Here is a 20,330-nt window from a genome sequence, read left to right on the forward strand (position 1 = left end):
GTCGGCGCCAACTCCGACCAGACCGCTGGCATCAACATCATGCGTCGCGCGCTGCAGGCTCCGGCCCGCCAGATCGCGGCCAACGCCGGTGCGGAAGCATCGATCGTTGCCGGCAAGATCCTCGAGAACAAGGGTCCGACCTTCGGCTTCAACGCCCAGACCGGCGAATATGGCGACATGATCGCCATGGGTATCGTCGATCCGGTCAAGGTCGTGCGCACGGCTCTCCAGGACGCGGCCTCGGTCGCCGGCCTGCTGGTCACCACCGAAGCCATGATCGCCGAAGCTCCGAAAAAGGAGTCGGCTGGCGGCATGCCGGGTGGTATGCCCGGCGGTGGCATGGGCGGCATGGGCGGCATGGATTTCTAATCCAGCCCCTATCAACCTACAGCGGAAAGGGCGGTAGCAATGCCGCCCTTTTCTTGTGTGCCGAGCATGATCGACAGCTTGGAGGTGCAAGTCCTCTACCCAGCCTGATGGCGGCGAAGGTTAGCGAAGCGCAACGGCGTCGTGAGGCGGGCTCCGGCCGTGTCCTTTCGTTCAGTCGCTGGTCGAAACTCACGATGATCGTGCTGCCTTCCGCCGTGCCGTCGATCTTTACAGGGCTGCGAGAAGGCCTTGCCAACGGCTGGCAGACCCTGGTTGCGGTAGAACTCATCGCATCGTTCGAAGGGCTCGGATACCTGATGGCCTATGGCCGTCAGCTCTTTCAATTGGAACTCGTTCTTTCGGGCCATGATCGTGGTCGGCCTGATCAGATTGGTGATCCACGGCCTGCTCACGCTTGCCGAAACCATCTGCAACGCTGGCGTCCGGAGATCCCACGATGAGCCTGATCACGATTGCAGGTCGGGAGCGGTTGTCGCACAGCGCTCCCATCGCGCCGCCGCCCTTCCGCTCCATCGGCCGACATTTGCGGCCGCTTGCGGTACCAATTGCGCTGCTCGCGATTTGAGAGTTGCTCGCCCATGCCGGCGCTGCTGACCCGCGCTTCTTACCGTCCCTGGAAGAGGTGGTGGCCCGAGGCATGGCAGAGTTCAGCCGCGGTGGCCTCGGCTCCAATCTGCTGGCGAGCCTGGTGCGTGACCTGATCGGTTTCGTGTGTGGCAGTGTGGCCGGAATCGCGCTTGGTTTGGCGATCGGGTTTTCCCTCCTCATCGAACGCCTGAGAGGCTCGTGGTAGCGGTTGAGCGGGGTCGCGTTTCAGGGTTGATCTACTCGTAAAAGGAATTGTCTTAGAGGCTGACTGAAAAAGAAGTTGGGCGATTTCAATCGGTGTGATTCCGTTGGGTTGCGAAGCTCAATGGAGATCACGATGGCTTGACTGAAACCACCCGCGCGCAGTATCGGCGTGAAGGCCTGCGCTATGCAAGCGATCTTACCGACGCGGAATGGGCGATGATCGCGCCTTTTCTGCCGGCGGGGTCAAAGCGGGGGCGACCGAGAAAGACCAACCTGCGCGCGGTGGTGGAGGCGATCCTGTACATGGCCTCGACCGGCTGCCAATGGCGCGCGATCCCGAAGGACTTTCCGCCCTATTCGACGGTGCAGGGCTACTTCTACGCCTGGTCGCACGGAGGCTTCCTGGCGCATATCAACCACATGCTGGTCATGGCACTGCGCGAGATGGTCGGGCGTGAGGCCAGTCCGACGGCGGGCGTCATCGATAGCCAGTCGGTGAAGACCACCGAAAGCGGCGGACCGCGAGGCTTCGATGCGGGCAAGAAGATCAAAGGCCGCAAGCGCCACATCGTCACCGACACCGAGGGCCATCTGGTCGGCCTGCAGGTTCACCCCGCCGACATCCAGGATCGCGATGGCGCACCCGACGTGCTGACCTCGATCCGGTCGCTCTATCCGTGGCTGCGCCACATCTTCGCGGACGGCGGCTACGGCGGCAACAAGCTCCGCGACGCCATGGCCGCGCTGGATCAGTGGAGCTTCGAGATCATCAAGCGCTCCGACACCGCCAAGGGCTTCGAGCTTCTGCCTCGCCGATGGGTGGTCGAACGAACTTTCGCCTGGCTCGGGCGATGCCGCCGGCTTGCCAAGGACTTCGAAGCAACCATCCAAAGCGCTACTGCCTGGATCCTCGTCGCCCACATCCGCCGCCTCACACGGCGGTTGGCGAGAGGATGAAATCCGCCCGGCAATTATGAGTCAGACTCTCAGAGCCGATGCGCCCAACAGTAGCTCGATGGACCCGGAAGAGTCTGGCGATTTCTCGAAGGCCTCGCGCCAGTTCGAGGCGCATTCATATCCCCCTCCGCAGCAGCACGCGCAAGCATCACACAAGCCCCGAGCCGCTTCGCGTTCGGCGCTGTCCAATTTCCGACAATGTCGGATACGCAACGTAGCAGAGTCAGATCTACCAGACTGCGTATAAATGGTTTTCTCATTTGGCACGGTACATGCACGATCATCCGCAAACACGTGACCGACCAAAGAAGACGTCGCATGATCACCTCACCAAAACATACCGCCGCCGCGGAACAAATCACTTCGCCCCGAACCTTGCTTATCGTCCGTCCCGTCACCACAACCGGAGCCATCCGCTTCGTCTTCGACGGCGGCACCACGCAGGACTCGGCTGGCAAGGAGGGACTGGCCAATTTGATGACCGGCCTGTTCGACGACGGCGCCGGCGATCTCGACAGCGATGCCTTCCAGGTGACGGTTGACCATTCCAGGGCCGAGATGAGCTTCGACGCGCAGCGCGACGGCATTTATGGCTAGATGCGCATGCTGTCCGAACGGAAGGACGCCGCCTTCGCTCTGCTCAGGCTCGCGGCTAACAGCCCCCGCTTCGACCAGGAGCCGGTCGACCGCATCCGCGCCAACATTCTCGCCAGCATCATCGCCAATGAGCGCGACCCCCACGCGATCGCCGAGCTTGCATGGCGGCGCAGAATCTACGGCACGCATTCTTATTCGAGGCCGGACGAGGGGCACCAAGGAGAGCCTCGCCGGCATAACGCCGGCCGATCTAGGCGCCCTCCACAAGGCCGCTTTCGCCCGTGACGGGCTGCACGTCGCGGTCGTCGGCGACATTGATGCCAAAGGCCTGAGTGAAAGGCTCCACGAGTTGGTCGGCGATTTGCCTCAGAAGCAGGCGATCGCCCCGGTGGCCGATGTCGCCCCGAGCTCGGCCGGCGTAATTGGTCGCCTACGACCCGCCGCAGACTTCGCTGCAGCTGGTTCCCGGCATCGGACGCAGCGACCCGGAATTCTAAGCCGCACAGCTGATAAGCAAAATACTCAGAGGCTCGCCATTTACCTCACGTCTGTTCCAAGAAGTGCGCGAAAAGCGCGGCCTTGCGTACGGTATCCATTCCAGCCTGAAAGACCACCAGCATTCCAATGCGCTTGTCGTGACCACGGCGACGCGCGCCGACAGGGCGGCCGAGACGCTCGGGCTGATACGCCACGTGATCAGGGAGTTGGCGGAAACAGGGCCGACAGAGGCCGAGCTAAAAGCGAGCAAGAAATATCTGATCGGCACCTATGCTACCAACAATCTGGATTCCTCCAGTTCGATTGCAGCCACGCTTGTCGGGTCTTGGCATCGGCTACACCAGCGCCGCGCCGCCCACATCGATCGACCAAGTCGAGGCAGCGGCGAAGAAGCTGCTTTCGGCCGAACCCGCCATTATGGTGGTCGGCCCGCGCGTGGACGCCAAAGAATGGGCCCGGGCTCCAATTTCGCCATTCTTCTCCCCTTGTGAGGCTTTTACTGGGAGAGATCGAGCCCAAAGGGAGATTTCGATGTCTGAAGCGAGTCAGGAAAAGTTGGACGCATTCTTGGGGAAAATGGTCGGCGATCTCGGTGCGATCGCTACGGGCGCGGCTGTCTTGCTAGGCGACAGACTCGGCCTGTTCAAGGCATTGCGCGAAGGCGGCAAGATGACGGCCGCCGAACTTTCGACACGCACCGGTACCCAGGAGCGCCTTGTAAGGGAATGGCTTTCCGGGCAGGCGGCGGCGGGCTACGTCGACTACGATGAAGCCAACGACCAGTTCTATCTCAACGCCGAGCAGGAGCTGGTGTTCGCCGATGAAAATAGCCCGGCCTTCATGGCTGGCGCATTCGAGTTCCTATCCGCGCTGTGGCTCGACGAAGAAAAGGTGAGGCAGGCATTCCAGTCCGGTAAGGGCGTTGCATGGCACGATCATAGCGCGTGTCTGTTTCGCGGTACGGAACGGTTCTTCCGTCCAGGCTATAATGCCAATCTGATCGACTCCTGGCTGCCGGCCCTGGAGGGCGTAGTCGAGAAGCTCGAACGCGGCGTGGATGTCGCGGATCTCGGATGCGGTCATGGCGCATCGACGGTGCTCATGGCACGTGCTTTCCCCAATTCGCGCTTCGTCGGCTTCGATTATCACGCCCCTTCGATCGAGCGCGCCCGCAAGGCCGCCGAGGAAGCCGGCGTCGGCGCCAACACGCGCTTCGAGGTCGCGGCCGCCAAGACCTATCCCGGCACCTATGACCTCGTCGCTTTTTTCGATTGCCTTCACGACATGGGCGACCCGGGGGGCGCCGCCACCCATGTCCACGGGTCGCTCAAGCCGGATGGCACGTGGATGATCGTCGAGCCGTTCGCGCATAATCATCTAGCGGCGAACCTCAATCCCGTCGGACGCGTTTACTATGCCGCTTCCACGTTCGTGTGCACGCCCGCGTCCCTGTCGCAGGAAGTCGGGCTCGGGCTTGGCGCCCAGGCCGGCGAGGCGAGGCTACGCAAGGTGGTGACCGGCGGCGGCTTCAAGCGATTCCGTCGCGCCACGGAGACGCCGTTCAACATGGTGCTGGAGGCCCGTCCCTAGCGCGGCCGTCGCTAGAAATTGCAGCTCATCGCTTTATGGTGAAGATCATCGTCAAAATCCGAACTCACAGTTATCGACAAATTTTCAGAGGCGTCACTCCCCCTGACATCCGATTGGAGTTGTTAGAAGCCAACAGTAGTTGAAGGCACACGCAGCCAAGCTCGTCGCCTAGACTCGTTCGGTGCTCTCCGAGAATCCAACTCCGAAGACCGTACTCCGCTCAAACGCGCAGTTTCTCCACCTGAACTTGGGCGACTTCGGCGGCGCCGGCGACAAACGCGAAAAGCGCCAGGAGCGGCACTGCGACCAATGGCGCTTTCATAAACCTCGAATGCGCCTTCAATCTTGGCGATGCGTTCCGTCAGTGTGATCTGAATAGACTCATGCTAATCACAGCTTCACGACGCCTTGCGACGCAACGCCGTTTGGTATCCCAACCATTGGTGAATTTCGGCGCCGATGCGCTCGGCATGTGCGGTGACCTCGGGAATTCCCATCAGTTCGCCGACGCTGCCTCGCGCCAGTGGCCCGCTGACGAAAATGCTGTCGGTCGGGCGCCCGGATGTGCCGACCGCACGGCCTTGGCGGTCGGTCTCCAAACCAAGACCAATCGGGTCGAGCCGGACCAATCCCATCCTCTCGAGCGCCGCAATCGCCGTGTTGGTCCGCAAGATATCGGCGTGCGCCGGTCCGGTCGTCACGATCACACTGTCGAAACCCTCGACAAGGAAGCCGGTTTGGCCACGCAGCCGCTGCCCGACGCGAATGCATCCGTCGACCTGTTCGGCGCCGACAATCGATGCGGCGCGATAGGCAAGCCTGCCCTCGGCAACGCGGCGATCGAGCACGGCCGCGATCTGTGGCGCGATGCGGAAGCGATGCACATCCCACAGCGCACGAAGATGACGCACCACGCGGCGCTGCTCGGCTAGCGGCAAGGCCTGCCAGATGGCCTGTCCCTGACGCCGAACGGCATCGAGCACCGGGTGCCAGTCTTCGCCCTGACGCTTGGCATCAAGGATCGTGGCCCGGATGCGCCTGAACAGTGCCGCCGCGCTGCGTGAAGGCAGGGTCGTGAAATCGCCGATCGGATCGCCACGCGAGGCTGCATGGCTGCGCGAGCGGTAGCCATGGCGCGAAAGTGCTGTGATGCTGCCGCGATGCCCCCTGCGGTCGAGAGTGGCGATGACGTCCGCCGAGGTGAGCCCGGTGCCGACGACCAGGACATGGTGGTCGCGCTCGATCGCTTCCAGTCGTTCGAGGTTATAGGGATTGGCGACCAGACCGGCGGCGCCGGCCATAGCGCGCAAAGCTGGCGGCAAGGCCGGCGGCGGATGAGTCGTTGCGACAACCAATGCATCGGCCGCGAGCGTTCCGCCGTCGGCAAGGATCAGGCGATATCCGTCGCCTTTACGCTCGACCGACGCGACGGCGGATCTGACGTGCCGAATCGTCTTGCTTTGCAAAAATGGCTGAAGGTGGGATTCGACATAACGGCCGAAAACGCGACGCTGTGGATAGGCCACGCCGTTGGCAGTGATCGCCTCGACATCCACTACAATGGCGCTGCTCTGCTGCAGCCAGTCGGCGAAGTGGCTATCCTGGCCGGAGATCAGCGTCATCCTCGACGCCGGCACATTGATGCGGTGTGAAGGATCGGCCGTCGAATAGGCCAGACCATAGCCGAGCCCCTCGCGGGGTTCGACGACCACGATATCGGCCGCGCCGGCCGGCAGCAGCCGCGCCAGGTGAAAGGCGGTCGCCGCGCCGGAAAAGCCGCCCCCAACAATGGCTACGACCGGTCCACTGGTGCTCAAGACTGGCTCGCACCCAGCGCCGACGGCCGATGGTCGCCGGCTACTGTCTCGCCGAATGGCCCCATGTTGACGGTCGTCGGCCGCGTCGAGATTTCGTGATCGAGCGGCAACAGTGGCAGCACCAGTTCGCCGAAGCGATAGGCCTCCTCTAGATGCGGGTAACCGGACAGGATGAAAGAATCGATGCCGATACGCCGGTATTCATCGATCCGCTCCGCCACCGTCGCCGCATCGCCGACCAGAGCGGTGCCGGCGCCGCCGCGCACCAGGCCGACGCCGGCCCACAGGTTGGGGCTGATTTCCAGCTTGTCGCGGCTGCCGCCGTGCAGCCTGCTCATGCGCGACTGGCCGACCGAATCCATGCGCGCGAAAACCTTCTGCGCCTCGGCGATCGTCTTGTCGTCCAGGCGGCTGATCAGGCGGTCGGCATCGGCCCAGGCTTCGTCATTGGTTTCGCGAACGATGACATGCAGCCTGATGCCGAAGCTCACTTGGCGTCCGGCTTTCTTGGCAAGGCCGCGCACATGGTCGACCTTGGCGGCGACGTCGGCCGGCGGTTCGCCCCAGGTCAGATATTTGTCGATCTGCTCGGCGGCGACCGCATTGGCTGCCTCCGACGAGCCGCCGAAATAGAGCGGAGGATGCGGCGTCTGCACAGGCGGGAACAGCAGCCTGCCATCCTCGATGCGGAAATGCTTGCCTTCGAAAGCGACGGTCTCGCCCCGCAGCACGGCCTTGTAGATATCGAGGAACTCCCGCGTCACCTCATAGCGCTCGTCATGGCTGAGGAAGATGCCGTCGCCCTTGTTCTCGATCGGGTCGCCGCCGGTGACCACATTGATGAGCAGGCGCCCACCGGAAATGCGGTCGAGCGTCGAGGTCATGCGTGCGGCGAGCGTCGGCGATTGCAGGCCCGGCCGCACAGCAACAAGAAAGCGCAGCCGCTGCGTCAGTGGCGCCAGCGCCGATGCCACGACCCAGCTGTCCTCGCAGCTTCGCCCGGTCGGCAGCAGCGCGCCATAGTAGCCGATGGCGTCGGCTGCCTTGGCGACCTGGGTGAGATACGGCAGATCGACCGCCCTGCCTCCCTCGGAGGTGCCGAGATAGCGGCTGTCGCCATGGGTCGGGAGAAACCACAGAACCTTGATCCTGTCGGGGATGGCAGTGCTCATGAACAGTCCTTTGTGACTTTACGACGCCCGCGCTCAGCTCCAGGCATGCAACGGCGGATTGACGTCGTTCAGGTAATAGTTGCCGAGGATCGCGTATTTCCAGCGCACCGGATCGTGCAGCGTGTGGGTGCGGGCGTTGCGCCAATGCCGGTCGAGATTGTGCTCGGCCAATGTCGAGCGCGTGCCCGCGAGTTCGAAAAGTCTGTTGGTGGCGTTGATGGCGATCTCGGTGGTGAGGATCTTGGATTCCGCCACAGCGATCTGCGCTTCCGCGACGGTCTTCTCGTTGGGGTCGAGCACAGCGCGATCGACCGCAAGGCCGGCCTTGTCCAGAACGGCCTCGGCCGCATTGGCCCGCAGGCGGAGGTCGCCGACCGCTTGGATCGTATAGGGATCCTGCCAGGCATGATCGACGCCGCTGTCGATCCACGCACGCGACTTAGTGCGCACGAAGTTGACGGTTTCGTCGATCGCTGCTTTGGCGATGCCGAGATCGACCGCGGCCTGGATGATCTGGAAGATGGCGCCGTCGGCCGTCGGCCTGTCATAGCCCTTGTAGCCGGGGACCAGATGGGTCTTCGGCACCTTGACATTCACGAGCAGAACGGTGCCGGACAGTGTCGTCTTCTGGCCGAAGCTCGACCAGTCGTCGATGACAGTCAGTCCGGGCGCACCGCGGTCGGCGATGGCATACCAGGCGCGGCCTTCGTCATCGAGCGCCACGATCGGCACCAGATGGGCGAGCAGCGCGCCGCTCGAATAGAATTTCTGGCCATTGACCACGACGTGGTCGCCAGCGTCGACGAATTTCGTCTCGAAATCAGCCGCCCGCTTGGAGCCGAATTCGGAGAACGCGTTGCCGAACCGCGTGCCGGACAGAACTTCGGCGAAGAGCAGCTTCTTCTGCGCCTCGTCAGAGACGGTGCGGATGGCGGCGACGACGCCGAGATGGTTCTGCGGAATCTGGCCGAGCGACGGATCGGCCGCCGAGATGATGGCGATCACCTTCGACAGCGTCACATAGGAGAGTTCCGGTCCGCCATAGGCCTTCGGCACGTTGATCGACCACAGGCCGCTCTGCGAAAACGCATCGAGCTCTTCCTTCGGCCAGATGCGCTCGCGGTCCCGCCTGGAGGCGTCCTTGGCGAAGTCTGCGGCCAGTTTTTCCGCCACAGCGATCGCCTCGGCGTCGGTCTTGATGACATGCGCTCTGGCCGACGGACGCTCGACCGCGGGGACGGCGCTGCGGATATCGGACGGCTGCTTCGATTGGATGGTCATGCTGCAGTCTCCTGGGGAAAGTGTTGCAATGGGAGCGGCGCGCCGCCGAGATAGTAGGTCTTGATGTCGTCGCGCTGGCGCAGGTCGGCAGCCGATCCTTCCAGCACGCTTTTTCCGTTTTCGAGCACTGTGGCGCGGTCGGCATATTTCAGCGCAACCGCCGAATTCTGTTCGGCGACGAGGATCGACAGGCCTTCGTCGCGGTTGAGCCGCTTCAAGGCGCTGAAGATCTCATCGACGATCAGCGGCGCGAGCCCCATCGACGGCTCGTCCAGCACGAAGAGTTTCGGCCGCGACATCAGGCCCCGGCCGATAGCCGTCATCTGCTGCTCGCCGCCGGAGGTGAGGCCGGACCGGGTTTGCCGCTTCTCGGCGAGCCTGGGGAAAAGCTTATAGACTCGGTCGAGGTCGGCCTTGACGCCGGTGCGGGAGGACGAACGCCCGAGCGCGCCGGTCAGAAGGTTCTCCTCGACCGTCAGCGAGCGGAAACAGTGCCGTCCCTCGAGAACCTGGACCAGGCCGCGGCGAACGAGATGCGAGGGGCTTGCCCTCGAGACATCCTCGCCATCGAAGGTGATCCGGCCGGAGGTGATGGCCCCGCGCTCGGCCGGGAGGAGATTGGATACCGCCCTCAAAAGCGTCGTCTTGCCGGCGCCGTTGGAGCCAAGCAGTGCGACGATCTCGCCTTTGCCGACCGACAGGTCGACGCCGTGCAGGGCGGCGATGGCGCCGTTGTAGACAGCCTCCACGCGGGTGACCGACAGGATCGAGGTTTCCGGGCTGGACATCGATGACTCCACTTGGCGCCTGGATGGAGCGGCCGGCCAATGGGCCGGCCGCGAGATCGTGAAACTCAGTTGCTGACCACCGCTTCGGCATCTTCGGCCGTGCGGATCTTGATGCCCTTTTCCTTGGAATAGGCCTCGGACGACTTCTCGATGATCGGGCGCAGCAGCTTCCAGTCGGGCGCAATCCAGTCGGAAACGACATTCCACTTCTTGCCGTCCCACTGCTGGAAGGTCACGTAGCCATCACCCTCGTGATTGTCCCAGGAGACGTTGATGGAATGGAACAGATCCTTGGCGCCGAGCGCCTCGACGCGCGCCGGATCGAGCTTGAGATGCTCGAAGCCCCAGCGGACTTCATCGCCGGTCAGCGTGCGGTTGCCGAACTTGGCCTGCGCGATGCGGACCGCCTCGACATTGAGGATGCCGTTGACCATGCCGAGATTATGGTAGACCGAACCGATCCGGCTCTTGTCCTCAAGGTTGCCCTTGCCGGCGTCGTAGACCGTTTTGACGATCTCCTGGACCACCGGATACTGCTCGCCCGATGCCTGGGTGGTGATGGCCGTATAGCCCTTGGCGGCGTCGCCGGCGGGGATGACGTCCTCTTCGGAGTTCGACCAGACATTGCCGATGACGTGGTCGGCCGGGAAGCCGGTCTTCTGGGCGGTCTTCAGGGCGACCGGGTTCATCACGCCCCAGCCGCGTAGCACGACGTAGTCCGGACGCTCACGCCGGATCGTCAGCCACTGTGCCTGCTGCTCGTTGCCGGGATGCGGCACCTCGATCTGCGACAGCTCGAAGCCGTATTTCTGCGACAGCAGCTCATAGATCGGGATCGTCTCCTTGCCATAGGGCGAGCCGTGATAGAGCACCACGATCTTCTTGCCCTTGAGCCTGTCCAGGCCGCCTTCCTTGGAGGCGATGTAGTTCACGATGCCGGAGGTCTCGCTGTAGGGATTGAGCAGCAGCGGGAAGACATAAGGGAACACGCGCCCGTCGGTCGTGTCAGTGCGCCCGTGGTTGATGGTGATCAGCGGCACCTTGTCATCGGTGATGCGGTCGATCATGGCATAGGCGATACCGACCGAAAGCGGGTTCCAGGCGGCGATGCCGGGATTGCTCTTCAGCCGTTCATAAACCTCGACGCCCTTCTCGACCTCATACTGCGTCTCGCCCTCGCTCCAAGTCAGCTTGACGCCGTTGACGCCGCCGTCGCGGATGTTGATCAGGTTGAGGTAGTCGATGAACCCGCCGAAAAAGCCGGTGCCGCCGGCGGCATAAGGGCCGACACGGTAGCTCTGAAGGGGAAAATACTGTTCGTCGGCGTGAACCGCCGTCGCGCCGAGCACGAAGGCCGTGGCGATCGCCGTTTTTCGTAGGTGACTGAAGAAGGTCATGGATTGCGTCTCCTGAGGTTGTGGTCCGTGAGAGGATGTCGAGCGGCGCTCAGCTGGACCTTGAGCCGATCCGTCGTTTCAGGCGGTCGAAGAGAGCCGACAGCCCGTTCGGTTCCGCGATGAGGAAGATGATGATGAGCGCGCCGAGCACGATGCGCTGGCTCATGTCGAGAACACCCGAATCGAACAGTCCGCCAAACAGGAAGGCGCCGAGCCGCGACAGGATGAGCGGAAAGATGACGATGAACGCCGCTCCCAGAAAGGCGCCGCGCATCGAGGCCAGCCCACCGATGATGATGATGAACAGGATCTGGAACGAGCGGTCGAGATTGAAGCCGGCCGGCTCGACGGTGCGCAGATAGGTGAAGGCCCACAGCACGCCGGCGACGCCGATAATGAAGGACGAGATAGCGAACGCCAGCAGCTTGGTCCGCAGCACCGGCACGCCGATGACGCGCGCCGCCGTCTCGTTGTCGCGCACGGCGATGAAATTGCGGCCGGTCGCGCTGTTGACCAGGCGCCAGACAAGGGCCGTGAGCACGATGACCGTGGTCACCGAAAGCAGGTAGCGGCCGGTCGCGCCGTCGAGCGAAAATCCGGTGACGACAAGGTGCGGCGCGGAAATCACCCCGGATGGGCTATCGTTGGAAAACCAGCCGAACTTGGTCAGCGCCCATTGCACGAAGAACTGGGCGGCGAGCGTCGAGACGGCGAGATAGAAGCCGCGCAACCGCAGGCTCGGCAATCCAAACACGACGCCGATGCCGGCCGCGGAAATCCCGGCCAGGATCATGGTCGCTACCAGCGGCAGCCCCTCGACCCGCAAGTTGAAATTATAGGCGGCGAAAGCTCCGACCGCCATGAAGGCGGAGGACCCGAGCGAAAGCTGGCCGCAATAGCCGGTCAGCAGATTGAGGCCGACCGCCGCCAGGCTGAGCGCCAGGAACGGCAGCAGGATCGCCTCGACGAGATAGCTAGACGCATAGGCTGGGATCAGCCCATAAGCGACGACGATCAGAACGGCCGGCAGCGCGAATTTCTGCCAGTCGATTGGAAGCCTTGCGGCATCGAGCGCTTGCACAGCCATCGGTCAGACCCTTTCGACAGTCTTCTGGCCAAACAGGCCGGAGGGGCGCACCAGCAGCACCACCAGCGCCAGCGCATAGGCGAACCAGCCTTCGATGCCGCCACCGACGAAGGGGCCGAGGTAGACCTCGGCGAGTTTCTCGCTGGCGCCGATGATCAGACCGCCGACGATGGCGCCAAGGATAGAATCGAAGCCACCAAGCACCAGCACCGGCAGCGCCTTCAGCACGATCAGCGACAGCGAGAACTGGACACCGACACGCGCGCCCCACAGCAGCCCTGCGACCAGCGCCACGAACCCCGCGGCCGTCCACACCGTTCCCCATATCCGGGGCAGCCGCAGCCCGACGGCGAGCGCCGCGAATTGGTCGTCGGCGACGGCGCGAAACGCCAGCCCGATCCGGGTCCAGTAGAAGAATGCGCTCAAGCCCGCCACCATCGCCGCGGCAATGCCCGCAGCGAGAAGGTCGAACGACGAGATCAGGATGCCGCCGACCTCGAAGGGCGTGTCGTCTATGCCGAGATCGAGCCCATGCACCTGCGTGCCCCACACCAACTGGGCAGCGCCCTCAATGATGTAGGAGAGGCCAAGCGTGGCCATGAACAGCGTCATCGGCGAGCGATTGACCAGCGGCCTGAGCACCGTCCGCTCGATGGTGAAGCCCAGCGCGACCATGACCGCGAAGGTGATGAGCAGCGAAAGCGCGAATGGGATGCCGCGTTCGACGAGGCTGACAAAGGTGAGCGCTGCCAACAGCACCATTGACCCTTGCGCGAAGTTCAGCACGCCCGACGTCTTGTAGATCAGCACGAAACCGATGGCGACTAGCGAATACATGACGCCCGAGAGCAGGCCGCCGACCAGCACCTCGATGACGAAGAGGAAATCATAGTAGCTCATCAGATACCCTCTCCATCGGCAGTGCCGATATAGGCCCGGATCACTGCCGGATCGGCCCTGACCTCGGCCGGCGTCCCGTCGGCGATCTTGCGACCGTAGTCGAGCACTGCGACGCGGTCGGAGAGCCCCATGACCACGCCGATATCGTGTTCGATCAGGATGATGGTGACGCCGTGCCGGTCGCGCGCGGCGCGCACGAACCCGGCCATCTCGGCTTTCTCGGTCGCCGTCATGCCGGCCATTGGTTCGTCGAGCAACAGGATCTTCGGCTCGGCCACCAGCGCCCGCGCCAGTTCGACCCGCTTCTGGAGGCCGTAAGGCAGCGTTGCGACCAGGCGGTCGGCGACGGCCTCGAGATGCAGGAAGGCGACTGTCTGGTCGACCTTTTCAGCGATCGCGGCATCTTCGCGGCGGGCGCGTGGCAGGCCCGCAATATGCTCGGCGAAGTTGGCTCGCCTGGTGTGGACGCGACCGGATGCGATGTTGTCGCGCACTGAAAGCCCGCCGAACAGCGCCAGGTTCTGGAAGGTGCGCGCGACGCCCAGCCGTGCCAGACGGCTGGGCGGCACCCGGGAGAAGGACTGGCCGTCGATCGCGATCTTCCCGTGGTCGGCATGATAGAGGCCGCTGATGATGTTGATCAGCGAGGACTTGCCGGCGCCGTTGGGGCCGATCACCGCGCGGATCTCGCCGCTTTCGACCTCGAGGTCGACATCCCTCAGCGCCGTGACGCCGCCAAAGGAAATGCCGATCGCGCTCAGCGCCAGGATCGCATCAGCCTTTGTCGACAGACGCGCCTGGCGCGTGTCCTCGACGGGACCAGCGCCAGCAAGAATGCCGGAAATTACGGGCGCGCGCTCGTATGCGGCGGCTCCCAATGAAGCACCAATCATGAAACGTCCCTGATTTTTGAAGGAGTGCTGGCAGCGGCCCGAAGTCCGTGCCTGTCCTATTCCGCGGCGACAAGCTCCCTGTCGCGCGCCGCTTCCAGTTCGCGCACCAGCGGGATGACCCGCTTACCGAAGAACTCGACCTCTTCCTGGAAATGCAGAAAGCCGAGCAGGATCAGGTCGGCGCCTGCATCCTTCAGCTTGATGATGCGTTCGGCGATCTGTTCCGGCGTGCCGATGAGATTGCTACGGAACCCGTCATTGTATTGGACAAGATCCTTGAAGGATGATTTTGCCCAGTTGCCTTCGCCTTCCGGCGATGCCTTGCCAGCGTTCTTGACCTGGTCGGCAAAGCCCTGCACCGCTTCGGGGTTGGCCTTGGCAATGATCTCGTCCAGCACGGCGCGCGCCTCTTGCTCGCCTTCGCGGGCAATGGCAAAGGCGTTGACGCCGATCTTGACCTTGTGGCCATTGGCCTTCGCCTTGGCGCGGATATCGTCGACCTGCTTCCTGATCTCTTCCGGCGTATTGCCGTTGGTGAAATACCAGTCGGAGACACGGGACGCCATGTCGCGAGCGGCGCGCGACGAGCCGCCCTGGAATATCTCGGGCAAGGGTTCGATCGGCTTCGGCTTCATCGAATAGTTGGTGAAGCGGTAGAAATCGCCCTTCAGAGTGAAACTGTCCTCGGTCCAGATGCCACGCAGCGCCCGGATAAACTCTTCCGAGCGGCGATAGCGCTCGTCATGGTCGAGCCAGAGTTCGCCAATGGCAGCGAACTCGCCACGGAACCAGCCGCTGACGACATTGACGGCGACGCGACCGTTGGTCAGGTGGTTGATGGTGGCGATCTGCTTGGCCGCCAGCGCAGGATTCCAGGGGCCGGGCAGGATAGCCGCAATGACCTTCAGCGTTGTGGTCGCAGCAAGCAGGGCGTGGCTGAAAGAGACGGATTCGTGTTGGTTGTCGGCGCCATAGCCGGCCGTGAAGCGTATCTGGCTCAGCGCGTAGTCGAAGCCGTTGGCCTCGGCGATCTGGGCGAGCTTGCGGTTGTAGTCGATGTCCCAGCCCGTCCGCTGCTCGATGTTGGAGATGACCAGGCCGCCCGAGACGTTCGGGACCCAGTAGGCGAATTTCAGGTGGTCGGAATGCGAGGTCATGTCGTCGTTTCCCCTTTGATTGGCTCAGCCGACGTGCGTGGCGACGGCAGCGGTTGCATGACTGGAATTAAGCAAGGAGACCGCTTCGGTGGCGGCCCGTGAGATGCGCTCGATGATCGCTGCGCCGACGATTTCGGCATCGATGAAATCGTCGGGCGCGCCGTAGACGCCGGTCGGGACGGTGACGGCGCCGAAAAAGCCGAACAATGGCCGGAGCTGATGTTCGAGAACTAGGCCATGGTATGGACTTCCGCCTGTCGCCGCGAGAAGCACGGTCTTGCCGGCCAGCGCGCGATAGTCGACGAGGTCAAACAGGTGCTTGAGGGCGCCGGTGTAGGAAGCCCGATAGACAGGCGTTCCGACCACGAGCAGGTCGGCCTTCTCGACACGCTGGATGATCGCTTCGCCGGACGCGCCGAGCGCGCCACGGGATAACCCGGCGAAAAGCGAAGGCGCCGCCTCGGTGATTTCGATCAGGCCGGTGTCCCCCGGGAGGCGCAAAGCGACTGCCTTGACCAGCGCGTTCACCACCGCAGTCGTGCGCGATGGCGTGCTTACGCCACCCGATATGCCGAGAACCGAAATTCTTGCCACTTCGTCGATCTCCTGTTCCGCCAAGGGGATGGCCGCTTACTAAGTCGGGATCGGACGATATTCGACAAAATCTATAGAGATAAGGCATTATCTTCCGATTTTCCCGGACCGGGGAGAAAATCGGCGTGCTGACGCGTCATTAGCATTAGCTATAACATCCGATTGGCGGCAAACCGCGAGGGCAGACCGGCCAGGCTTGATCGTGGCGATCGGCGCTCCGTCCGGCCACTCCTTCGCCGCCGATCAGCAATGCCGAGCGGTCGGAAGTGGTAAGAATTTGACACTTAGTACGGGTGCGGAATGGCGCGCTCGCCCGCAAGCTGCTCGTCATTCTCAATGCAAAAGCACGCGATGCCCGCAAAGAGTTCGCAAATGCAACTTGGCACTCCAGATAGTCGCTCATCTCGATGTGGTTCGGCGGAGGCGACGCCGGCAAGATCGTCTTCATCGCGCTGGCGGCGTTCCAGCCGCTTGATCAACACCTGGCAGGGCGTGTCCGGGATCCCGCGCAGCTATCGCGAGCTTGCCGACGTGCTGACCTTCGGCTGCTTCGACTTCGCCCGGATCATCGCCATTCCGGGAGCGCTGCCGCAAATCTTCATGGGCCTTCATGCCGCGCTGATCTATGCCTGGACCGCGACGGTGGGGGCCGAGCTTCTGCTCAACATCGCACCAGGGATCGGCGGGCGCATGAACGAGGGCCAGCAGCTGTTCCACATGGATCTATTGCTGCTGTGCACTCTCCTCCTCGGTGGCGTCGGCGTGGTCTTCAATGTCACCGCTTTCTGCGCTGAAGGATCCGATGAGCGGCCCTGTCGCCATTTCCGAACGGGGACGCGGCCAAAGCCGCCGAACTCGCTCGCCGCAGTGCCTGACCGCCGACATGGCTTCACGCAGCGCCTCAGGCTCGTCGACCGCAGGATGTCGCAGCCCTAGCCGGCAACTGCCCGTGTTCGGATCGTTCCAGACGACCGCATAGCTCTCCGCTCGGATGGGAGTAGTCGCATTCTCGGCCGACTTTTTATGGTGTCAGGCCGCGCAAGCAAAGACTTCGAAATTCCTCATCCAGGTATTGGGCTATCGGCCCAAGCTGTGATCTTGGCCAATTTTAAGGACGGATACGGAGCTCATAGGTTCCCGAGTTCATGAACCGTTGAGATCTTCCAGCCCGAATGGCGGCTGTCGAGACCGCCTCGACATTCATCACAAACCCAAGGGAGAAAGCCGGGGCAAAGTATCCCCTCGCCTGTCGCTGTGAAGATGATTCAGGCAATGGTGTTTCAGCCGCATGAACTCGCCCGAGGCGGTGATCTCGGTCATGCGCGGCCTCTCGAAAGGCACGGTGATTTCCTCGTGGATCCGGCCGGGCTGCGCCTGCATGACGATGATCCGATCAGCGAGCAGCAGGGCTTCGTCGATATCATGGGTGACGAATAGGATCGTCTTGCGGAATTGCTCCCAGATATCGAGCAGCAATTGCTGCATTCGAAGCCGCGTCAGCGCGTCGAGCGCTGCGAAGGGCTCGTCCATCAGCAGCAACCGTGGCTGATTGACGAGAACACGCGCGATCTCGACGCGTTGCTGCATGCCGCCGGACAGCTGGCCGGGATAGCGCCCAGCAAAGCCATTCAGACCGACGAGATCGAGCATTTTCTCCGCCTCGAGACGCCGTTGCCCGCGCTTGACGCCGCGCATCTTGAGGCCGAAAGCGACATTGTCGCGCGCGTTCTTCCACGGAAAGAGCGTGTGGTGCTGGAAAACGATACCGCGTTCCGGATGGGGGTCTTTTACGGGCTGTCCGTCGACCGAAAGGACGCCGGCAGCTGGCTTGATGTGTCCCGCCAAGGCGCCGAGCAGGGTCGACTTCCCACAGCCGGATGGCCCCAGAAGACAGACGAATTCGCCGGGAGAGACTTCGAAGCTCGCATCACTGACGGCTTCGAACGCAGTGCTGCCGCGACCGAGCCGGATCGAAACATGATTGGCTTCGATTCGGCCCGTTGCAGCGCGAAAGCTGCGCTGATGGGTGTTCATCATTTGCTGTCCTTCGTGTGCCATGGAAGAAGTGCCGCCCCTGCCGCTCGCAAGAGGGCGCTGCTTCCCATGCCGAACAGCCCGATCAGGATCATGCCGACGATGATTTCAGGATAGTTTTGCAGCGTGTAGGATTCCCAGGTGTAGTAACCGATACCGAACTGGCCGGAGATCATCTCGGCGGTAACGAGACAAAACCAGGACGTGCCCATGCCGATGACCAAGCCCGTGGCGATGTTCGGCGCGGCGCCTGGAATAATGACTTCCAACAGCATCGCGGTCCGTGTGCTCCCCAGGCTGCGCGCAGAGGCGATCAGCCTTGGATCGACGCTTTCCACGCCATGGACGGTGTTGAGCAGGATCGGAAACAATGCGCCCGTAAAGGTGATGAAAATCATCGAGAGATCCGACGACGAAAACATCAGAACCGCAAGCGGAATCCAGGCGACGGCCGGGATCGGCCGCAGGAGCTCGAGCGGGGTTTGCAGGAAATCCCCGAGCCACCGTGAGCGACCGATAACGAGGCCGAGGACGATGCCGATCACGGCGGCGATGCCAAAGCCGGCGAGAACCCTTTCCAGGCTGCTCGAGACATGGGCAAAGAACTTGGGCGAGCGCAGGAAATCCAATGCTGCCGACCCGACATCCACGGGCAACGGCACATTCTCGAACGTGACAATGCCGAGATTCAGTTTGAGGCTCGATGCCATGTGCCAGAGAATGAGGCAGGTGGCGAGAGATCCTGTCCGGCGCAACCAGCGCCCAAGGTGGAAACGCGTCATGGCCAGCCTCAATTGCTGGCCATGATCGAGGCCTTGGCGGCAGCAAAATCCAGCACCTTGCCACCATGATTGTTTGCCCATTTCTCGGCATTTTCCTTTAGCAGGAAGGCGCTGACCTCGCCGCCGTCGGCACGCACGAACCAGGCCTGATTGCCGAGCAGCTTGATGCCGCTTTCACGGTCCTGGGCATAAAATACCCGGATCGATTTGCCCTCACCTTCGACGGCCTTGAGCGCCTTGAATGCGTTTTCCGGCGACGCATAATGTCGCACGAGCGGCTCACCCTGGATCCAAATCTCGGCAACACGCTTGGGATCGCTGATCGCCTCACCGGCAGCATCCTTGGCGTTCAAAGGCAGCTGGGCGTAGTTCTTGAGCGCGGCATCGTAGCCGAGCCCAGATGCCTTGAATGCGGCCCTTATGAACCGCTCGTCGACAAAGCTGTTCACGTCGAGCGACTGGTCGGTCTTTTTCAGGACCCTCAAAGTGTCGATCGCGGTGGCGACAGCCTGGCGGTATTCCGGCTTCCAGGTTAAATCACGGGTCTGAAGCCCGAGCGGTCCATGGAACAGGTAGTCGACCTCGGCTTCGACGCCCGTCACCTTTGCGATCAGTTCACTGTATTTCTCCGGCTCCTTGGCGATCAACTGATCGGCCTCGATTGCGGCGCGAAGATAGGCAACAACGATCTCGGGATATCTTTCGGCATAGTTGGCATCGACCAGAGCACCGTGGAAAGTGGGCGTCTTTGCCTGCGATCCGTCATAGATCTTGCGTGCGAAGCCGCGCCAGGGGAAGAGTTCGGCAAATGGGACAAAATCCGCATGCGCCTCGATCTGGTTTGCCTGCAGGGCCGCGCCGGCAACTTCAGGCGCCTGGGTGATGATCTTCAAGTCGCGTTCGGCGTCCCAGCCCTGTGCCTTGACGGCACGCAGCAGCATGCCATGCGAGGTCGATGCGAATGGAACGGAGATGGTTTTGCCCTTTAGCTGCGAGAGCGACTGGATGGGCGTAGCGGTCGGCACGACAATGCCGTTGCCGCTGCCGTTCACGCTGCCGGATAGCACGGTGATGAACAAGCTCTTTCTTCCGGCCTTGATATGGGCGAGACCGTTGAACGAGCCGGGGAAATCTGCCATCACGCCGAAATCAAGCTTTCCGGCGATCTGCTCATTGGTGATCGGCGCGCCGCTCGTGAAGTTCTTCCACTGAATATCATAGGTGACGTCATTATACTTGCCGTCGTGCGGCAGGTATTTGTCGAGCAGCTTCAACTCACGGATCAGCAATCCGCCCGTGGCGGTATTGATGGTGGTGTCCTGCGTGCCGATCGCCACGCGGATGGTTTCGGCATCCGCTGCAGACGCGAAGCTGGCCGCCATAAGGGCAAGGGCAGCCAAATGTGTGCGAAAATACATGGTCCTACCTCGTGATTTGATGCCGGCATACGGCGGCTGGATTTGCCGACGCAGTGGCGATAGCCAGCCGCTGTTCCGCAAATTTATGTGCCGATCGGCTGAAGCTATAAGCAATTACTTGCACCATTTCGGAGCCGGTCTTGGATCGCGGGCATCCGGCCGGTTTTCGCACGGATTAAAAATCGT

The 20,330-nt window shown here is 62.4% G+C and carries 22 protein-coding genes and 1 pseudogene; 10 read left to right on the forward strand and 13 right to left on the reverse strand.

What is annotated here, in order from left to right; translation table 11 throughout:
* The 9 genes and pseudogenes from X738_RS0143790 to X738_RS74820 all read left to right on the forward strand — a co-directional run.
* Positions 1 to 369, forward strand: a 369-nt coding sequence (locus X738_RS0143790) for a TCP-1/cpn60 chaperonin family protein (RefSeq protein WP_031256537.1), incomplete at its 5' end; no start/stop codon positions are given.
* A gap of 107 nt (positions 370 to 476) precedes the next feature.
* Positions 477 to 830 (forward strand): ABC transporter permease, encoded by a 354-nt coding sequence (locus X738_RS87680; protein ID WP_023802910.1) that lies wholly within the window; start codon positions 477 to 479, stop codon positions 828 to 830.
* Positions 827 to 955, forward strand: coding sequence for a hypothetical protein (locus tag X738_RS88535; protein WP_023802911.1), 129 nt, complete (start codon positions 827 to 829; stop codon positions 953 to 955). The genes X738_RS87680 and X738_RS88535 overlap by 4 nt, the downstream gene beginning before the upstream one ends.
* Positions 956 to 958: 3 nt before the next feature.
* Positions 959 to 1,183, forward strand: coding sequence for a hypothetical protein (locus X738_RS85370; protein WP_031256539.1), 225 nt, complete (start codon positions 959 to 961; stop codon positions 1,181 to 1,183).
* Positions 1,184 to 1,303: 120 nt separating this feature from the next.
* A pseudogene (locus X738_RS74810) lies at positions 1,304 to 2,139 on the forward strand (IS5 family transposase).
* A 318-nt stretch (positions 2,140 to 2,457) separates the two neighbouring features.
* Positions 2,458 to 2,736 (forward strand): hypothetical protein, encoded by a 279-nt coding sequence (locus X738_RS88800; RefSeq protein ID WP_023802914.1) that lies wholly within the window; start codon positions 2,458 to 2,460, stop codon positions 2,734 to 2,736.
* Between the two features lie 6 nt (positions 2,737 to 2,742).
* On the forward strand, positions 2,743 to 3,021 hold the full coding sequence (locus tag X738_RS88805; protein WP_306454992.1) for a hypothetical protein: 279 nt from the start codon (positions 2,743 to 2,745) through the stop codon (positions 3,019 to 3,021).
* A 275-nt stretch (positions 3,022 to 3,296) separates the two neighbouring features.
* A complete protein-coding gene (locus X738_RS88810) occupies positions 3,297 to 3,725 on the forward strand; it encodes an insulinase family protein (protein ID WP_023802917.1) in 429 nt (142 codons plus the stop codon).
* 40 nt (positions 3,726 to 3,765) lie between these two features.
* Positions 3,766 to 4,824, forward strand: a complete 1,059-nt coding sequence (locus X738_RS74820) for a class I SAM-dependent methyltransferase (protein WP_031256583.1) — start codon at positions 3,766 to 3,768, stop codon at positions 4,822 to 4,824.
* A 398-nt stretch (positions 4,825 to 5,222) separates the two neighbouring features.
* Here the strand turns inward: X738_RS74820 and X738_RS74825 are convergent, their stop codons facing one another.
* From X738_RS74825 to msuE, 10 genes are all read right to left on the reverse strand, one after another.
* The gene (locus X738_RS74825) at positions 5,223 to 6,641 is read right to left on the reverse strand and encodes an FAD/NAD(P)-binding protein (RefSeq protein WP_023802920.1); all 1,419 of its coding nucleotides are present in this window, start codon (positions 6,639 to 6,641) and stop codon (positions 5,223 to 5,225) included.
* Entirely contained in the window at positions 6,638 to 7,813 is a 1,176-nt protein-coding gene (gene ssuD, locus X738_RS74830) for an FMNH2-dependent alkanesulfonate monooxygenase (protein WP_023802921.1), read from the reverse strand. The genes X738_RS74825 and ssuD overlap by 4 nt, the downstream gene beginning before the upstream one ends.
* Before the next feature lie 33 nt (positions 7,814 to 7,846).
* Complete coding sequence (locus tag X738_RS74835) at positions 7,847 to 9,094, reverse strand: SfnB family sulfur acquisition oxidoreductase (protein ID WP_023802922.1); 1,248 nt, start codon at positions 9,092 to 9,094, stop codon at positions 7,847 to 7,849.
* The gene (locus tag X738_RS74840; protein ID WP_023802923.1) at positions 9,091 to 9,882 is read right to left on the reverse strand and encodes an ABC transporter ATP-binding protein; all 792 of its coding nucleotides are present in this window, start codon (positions 9,880 to 9,882) and stop codon (positions 9,091 to 9,093) included. Before X738_RS74840 ends, X738_RS74835 begins: the two co-directional genes overlap by 4 nt.
* 65 nt (positions 9,883 to 9,947) lie before the next feature.
* A complete protein-coding gene (locus X738_RS74845) occupies positions 9,948 to 11,279 on the reverse strand; it encodes an ABC transporter substrate-binding protein (RefSeq protein WP_023802924.1) in 1,332 nt (443 codons plus the stop codon).
* A gap of 49 nt (positions 11,280 to 11,328) precedes the next feature.
* On the reverse strand, positions 11,329 to 12,366 hold the full coding sequence (locus tag X738_RS74850; RefSeq protein ID WP_023802925.1) for a branched-chain amino acid ABC transporter permease: 1,038 nt from the start codon (positions 12,364 to 12,366) through the stop codon (positions 11,329 to 11,331).
* Between the two features lie 3 nt (positions 12,367 to 12,369).
* Entirely contained in the window at positions 12,370 to 13,266 is an 897-nt protein-coding gene (locus tag X738_RS74855; RefSeq protein WP_023802926.1) for a branched-chain amino acid ABC transporter permease, read from the reverse strand.
* Positions 13,266 to 14,159, reverse strand: a complete 894-nt coding sequence (locus X738_RS74860; protein WP_023802927.1) for an ABC transporter ATP-binding protein — start codon at positions 14,157 to 14,159, stop codon at positions 13,266 to 13,268. Before X738_RS74860 ends, X738_RS74855 begins: the two co-directional genes overlap by 1 nt.
* A 56-nt stretch (positions 14,160 to 14,215) precedes the next feature.
* Positions 14,216 to 15,316 (reverse strand): dimethylsulfone monooxygenase SfnG, encoded by a 1,101-nt coding sequence (gene sfnG, locus X738_RS74865; protein ID WP_023802928.1) that lies wholly within the window; start codon positions 15,314 to 15,316, stop codon positions 14,216 to 14,218.
* Positions 15,317 to 15,340: 24 nt separating this feature from the next.
* Positions 15,341 to 15,901 carry an FMN reductase gene (msuE, locus tag X738_RS74870; protein ID WP_031256542.1) on the reverse strand — a complete coding sequence of 187 codons (561 nt, stop codon included), beginning with the start codon at positions 15,899 to 15,901 and terminating at the stop codon, positions 15,341 to 15,343.
* A gap of 480 nt (positions 15,902 to 16,381) precedes the next feature.
* Here msuE and X738_RS74875 point away from each other — a divergent pair, with 480 nt between their 5' ends.
* Complete coding sequence (locus X738_RS74875; RefSeq protein WP_023802930.1) at positions 16,382 to 16,846, forward strand: ABC transporter permease; 465 nt, start codon at positions 16,382 to 16,384, stop codon at positions 16,844 to 16,846.
* A 267-nt stretch (positions 16,847 to 17,113) separates the two neighbouring features.
* Here X738_RS74875 and X738_RS74880 read toward each other — a convergent pair whose 3' ends face one another.
* The 3 genes from X738_RS74880 to X738_RS74890 are packed head-to-tail and all read right to left on the reverse strand — an operon-like array spanning position 17,114 to position 20,144.
* Positions 17,114 to 17,944 carry an ABC transporter ATP-binding protein gene (locus X738_RS74880; protein ID WP_023802931.1) on the reverse strand — a complete coding sequence of 277 codons (831 nt, stop codon included), beginning with the start codon at positions 17,942 to 17,944 and terminating at the stop codon, positions 17,114 to 17,116.
* On the reverse strand, positions 17,944 to 18,726 hold the full coding sequence (locus tag X738_RS74885; protein ID WP_023802932.1) for an ABC transporter permease: 783 nt from the start codon (positions 18,724 to 18,726) through the stop codon (positions 17,944 to 17,946). The genes X738_RS74880 and X738_RS74885 overlap by 1 nt, the downstream gene beginning before the upstream one ends.
* An 8-nt stretch (positions 18,727 to 18,734) precedes the next feature.
* The gene (locus X738_RS74890) at positions 18,735 to 20,144 is read right to left on the reverse strand and encodes an ABC transporter substrate-binding protein (RefSeq protein ID WP_023802933.1); all 1,410 of its coding nucleotides are present in this window, start codon (positions 20,142 to 20,144) and stop codon (positions 18,735 to 18,737) included.
* Positions 20,145 to 20,330: the final 186 nt, after the last annotated feature.

This window comes from Mesorhizobium sp. L48C026A00 (genome assembly GCF_000502375.1).
GTDB lineage: Bacteria > Pseudomonadota > Alphaproteobacteria > Rhizobiales > Rhizobiaceae > Mesorhizobium > Mesorhizobium muleiense.

What these genes read in the sequence shown, in the direction of transcription:
- X738_RS87680 (WP_023802910.1), top strand. Translation starts at nt 477, where the DNA reads ATGGCGGCGAAGGTTAGCGAAGCGCAACGGCGTCGTGAGGCGGGCTCC.
- X738_RS88535 (WP_023802911.1), top strand. Translation starts at nt 827, where the DNA reads ATGAGCCTGATCACGATTGCAGGTCGGGAGCGGTTGTCGCACAGCGCT.
- X738_RS88800 (WP_023802914.1), top strand. Translation starts at nt 2,458, where the DNA reads ATGATCACCTCACCAAAACATACCGCCGCCGCGGAACAAATCACTTCG.
- X738_RS88805 (WP_306454992.1), top strand. Translation starts at nt 2,743, where the DNA reads ATGCTGTCCGAACGGAAGGACGCCGCCTTCGCTCTGCTCAGGCTCGCG.
- X738_RS74820 (WP_031256583.1), top strand. Translation starts at nt 3,766, where the DNA reads ATGTCTGAAGCGAGTCAGGAAAAGTTGGACGCATTCTTGGGGAAAATG.
- ssuD (WP_023802921.1), bottom strand. Translation starts at nt 7,813, where the DNA reads ATGAGCACTGCCATCCCCGACAGGATCAAGGTTCTGTGGTTTCTCCCG.
- X738_RS74835 (WP_023802922.1), bottom strand. Translation starts at nt 9,094, where the DNA reads ATGACCATCCAATCGAAGCAGCCGTCCGATATCCGCAGCGCCGTCCCC.
- X738_RS74840 (WP_023802923.1), bottom strand. Translation starts at nt 9,882, where the DNA reads ATGTCCAGCCCGGAAACCTCGATCCTGTCGGTCACCCGCGTGGAGGCT.
- X738_RS74845 (WP_023802924.1), bottom strand. Translation starts at nt 11,279, where the DNA reads ATGACCTTCTTCAGTCACCTACGAAAAACGGCGATCGCCACGGCCTTC.
- X738_RS74850 (WP_023802925.1), bottom strand. Translation starts at nt 12,366, where the DNA reads ATGGCTGTGCAAGCGCTCGATGCCGCAAGGCTTCCAATCGACTGGCAG.
- X738_RS74855 (WP_023802926.1), bottom strand. Translation starts at nt 13,266, where the DNA reads ATGAGCTACTATGATTTCCTCTTCGTCATCGAGGTGCTGGTCGGCGGC.
- X738_RS74860 (WP_023802927.1), bottom strand. Translation starts at nt 14,159, where the DNA reads ATGATTGGTGCTTCATTGGGAGCCGCCGCATACGAGCGCGCGCCCGTA.
- sfnG (WP_023802928.1), bottom strand. Translation starts at nt 15,316, where the DNA reads ATGACCTCGCATTCCGACCACCTGAAATTCGCCTACTGGGTCCCGAAC.
- X738_RS74880 (WP_023802931.1), bottom strand. Translation starts at nt 17,944, where the DNA reads ATGAACACCCATCAGCGCAGCTTTCGCGCTGCAACGGGCCGAATCGAA.
- X738_RS74885 (WP_023802932.1), bottom strand. Translation starts at nt 18,726, where the DNA reads ATGACGCGTTTCCACCTTGGGCGCTGGTTGCGCCGGACAGGATCTCTC.
- X738_RS74890 (WP_023802933.1), bottom strand. Translation starts at nt 20,144, where the DNA reads ATGTATTTTCGCACACATTTGGCTGCCCTTGCCCTTATGGCGGCCAGC.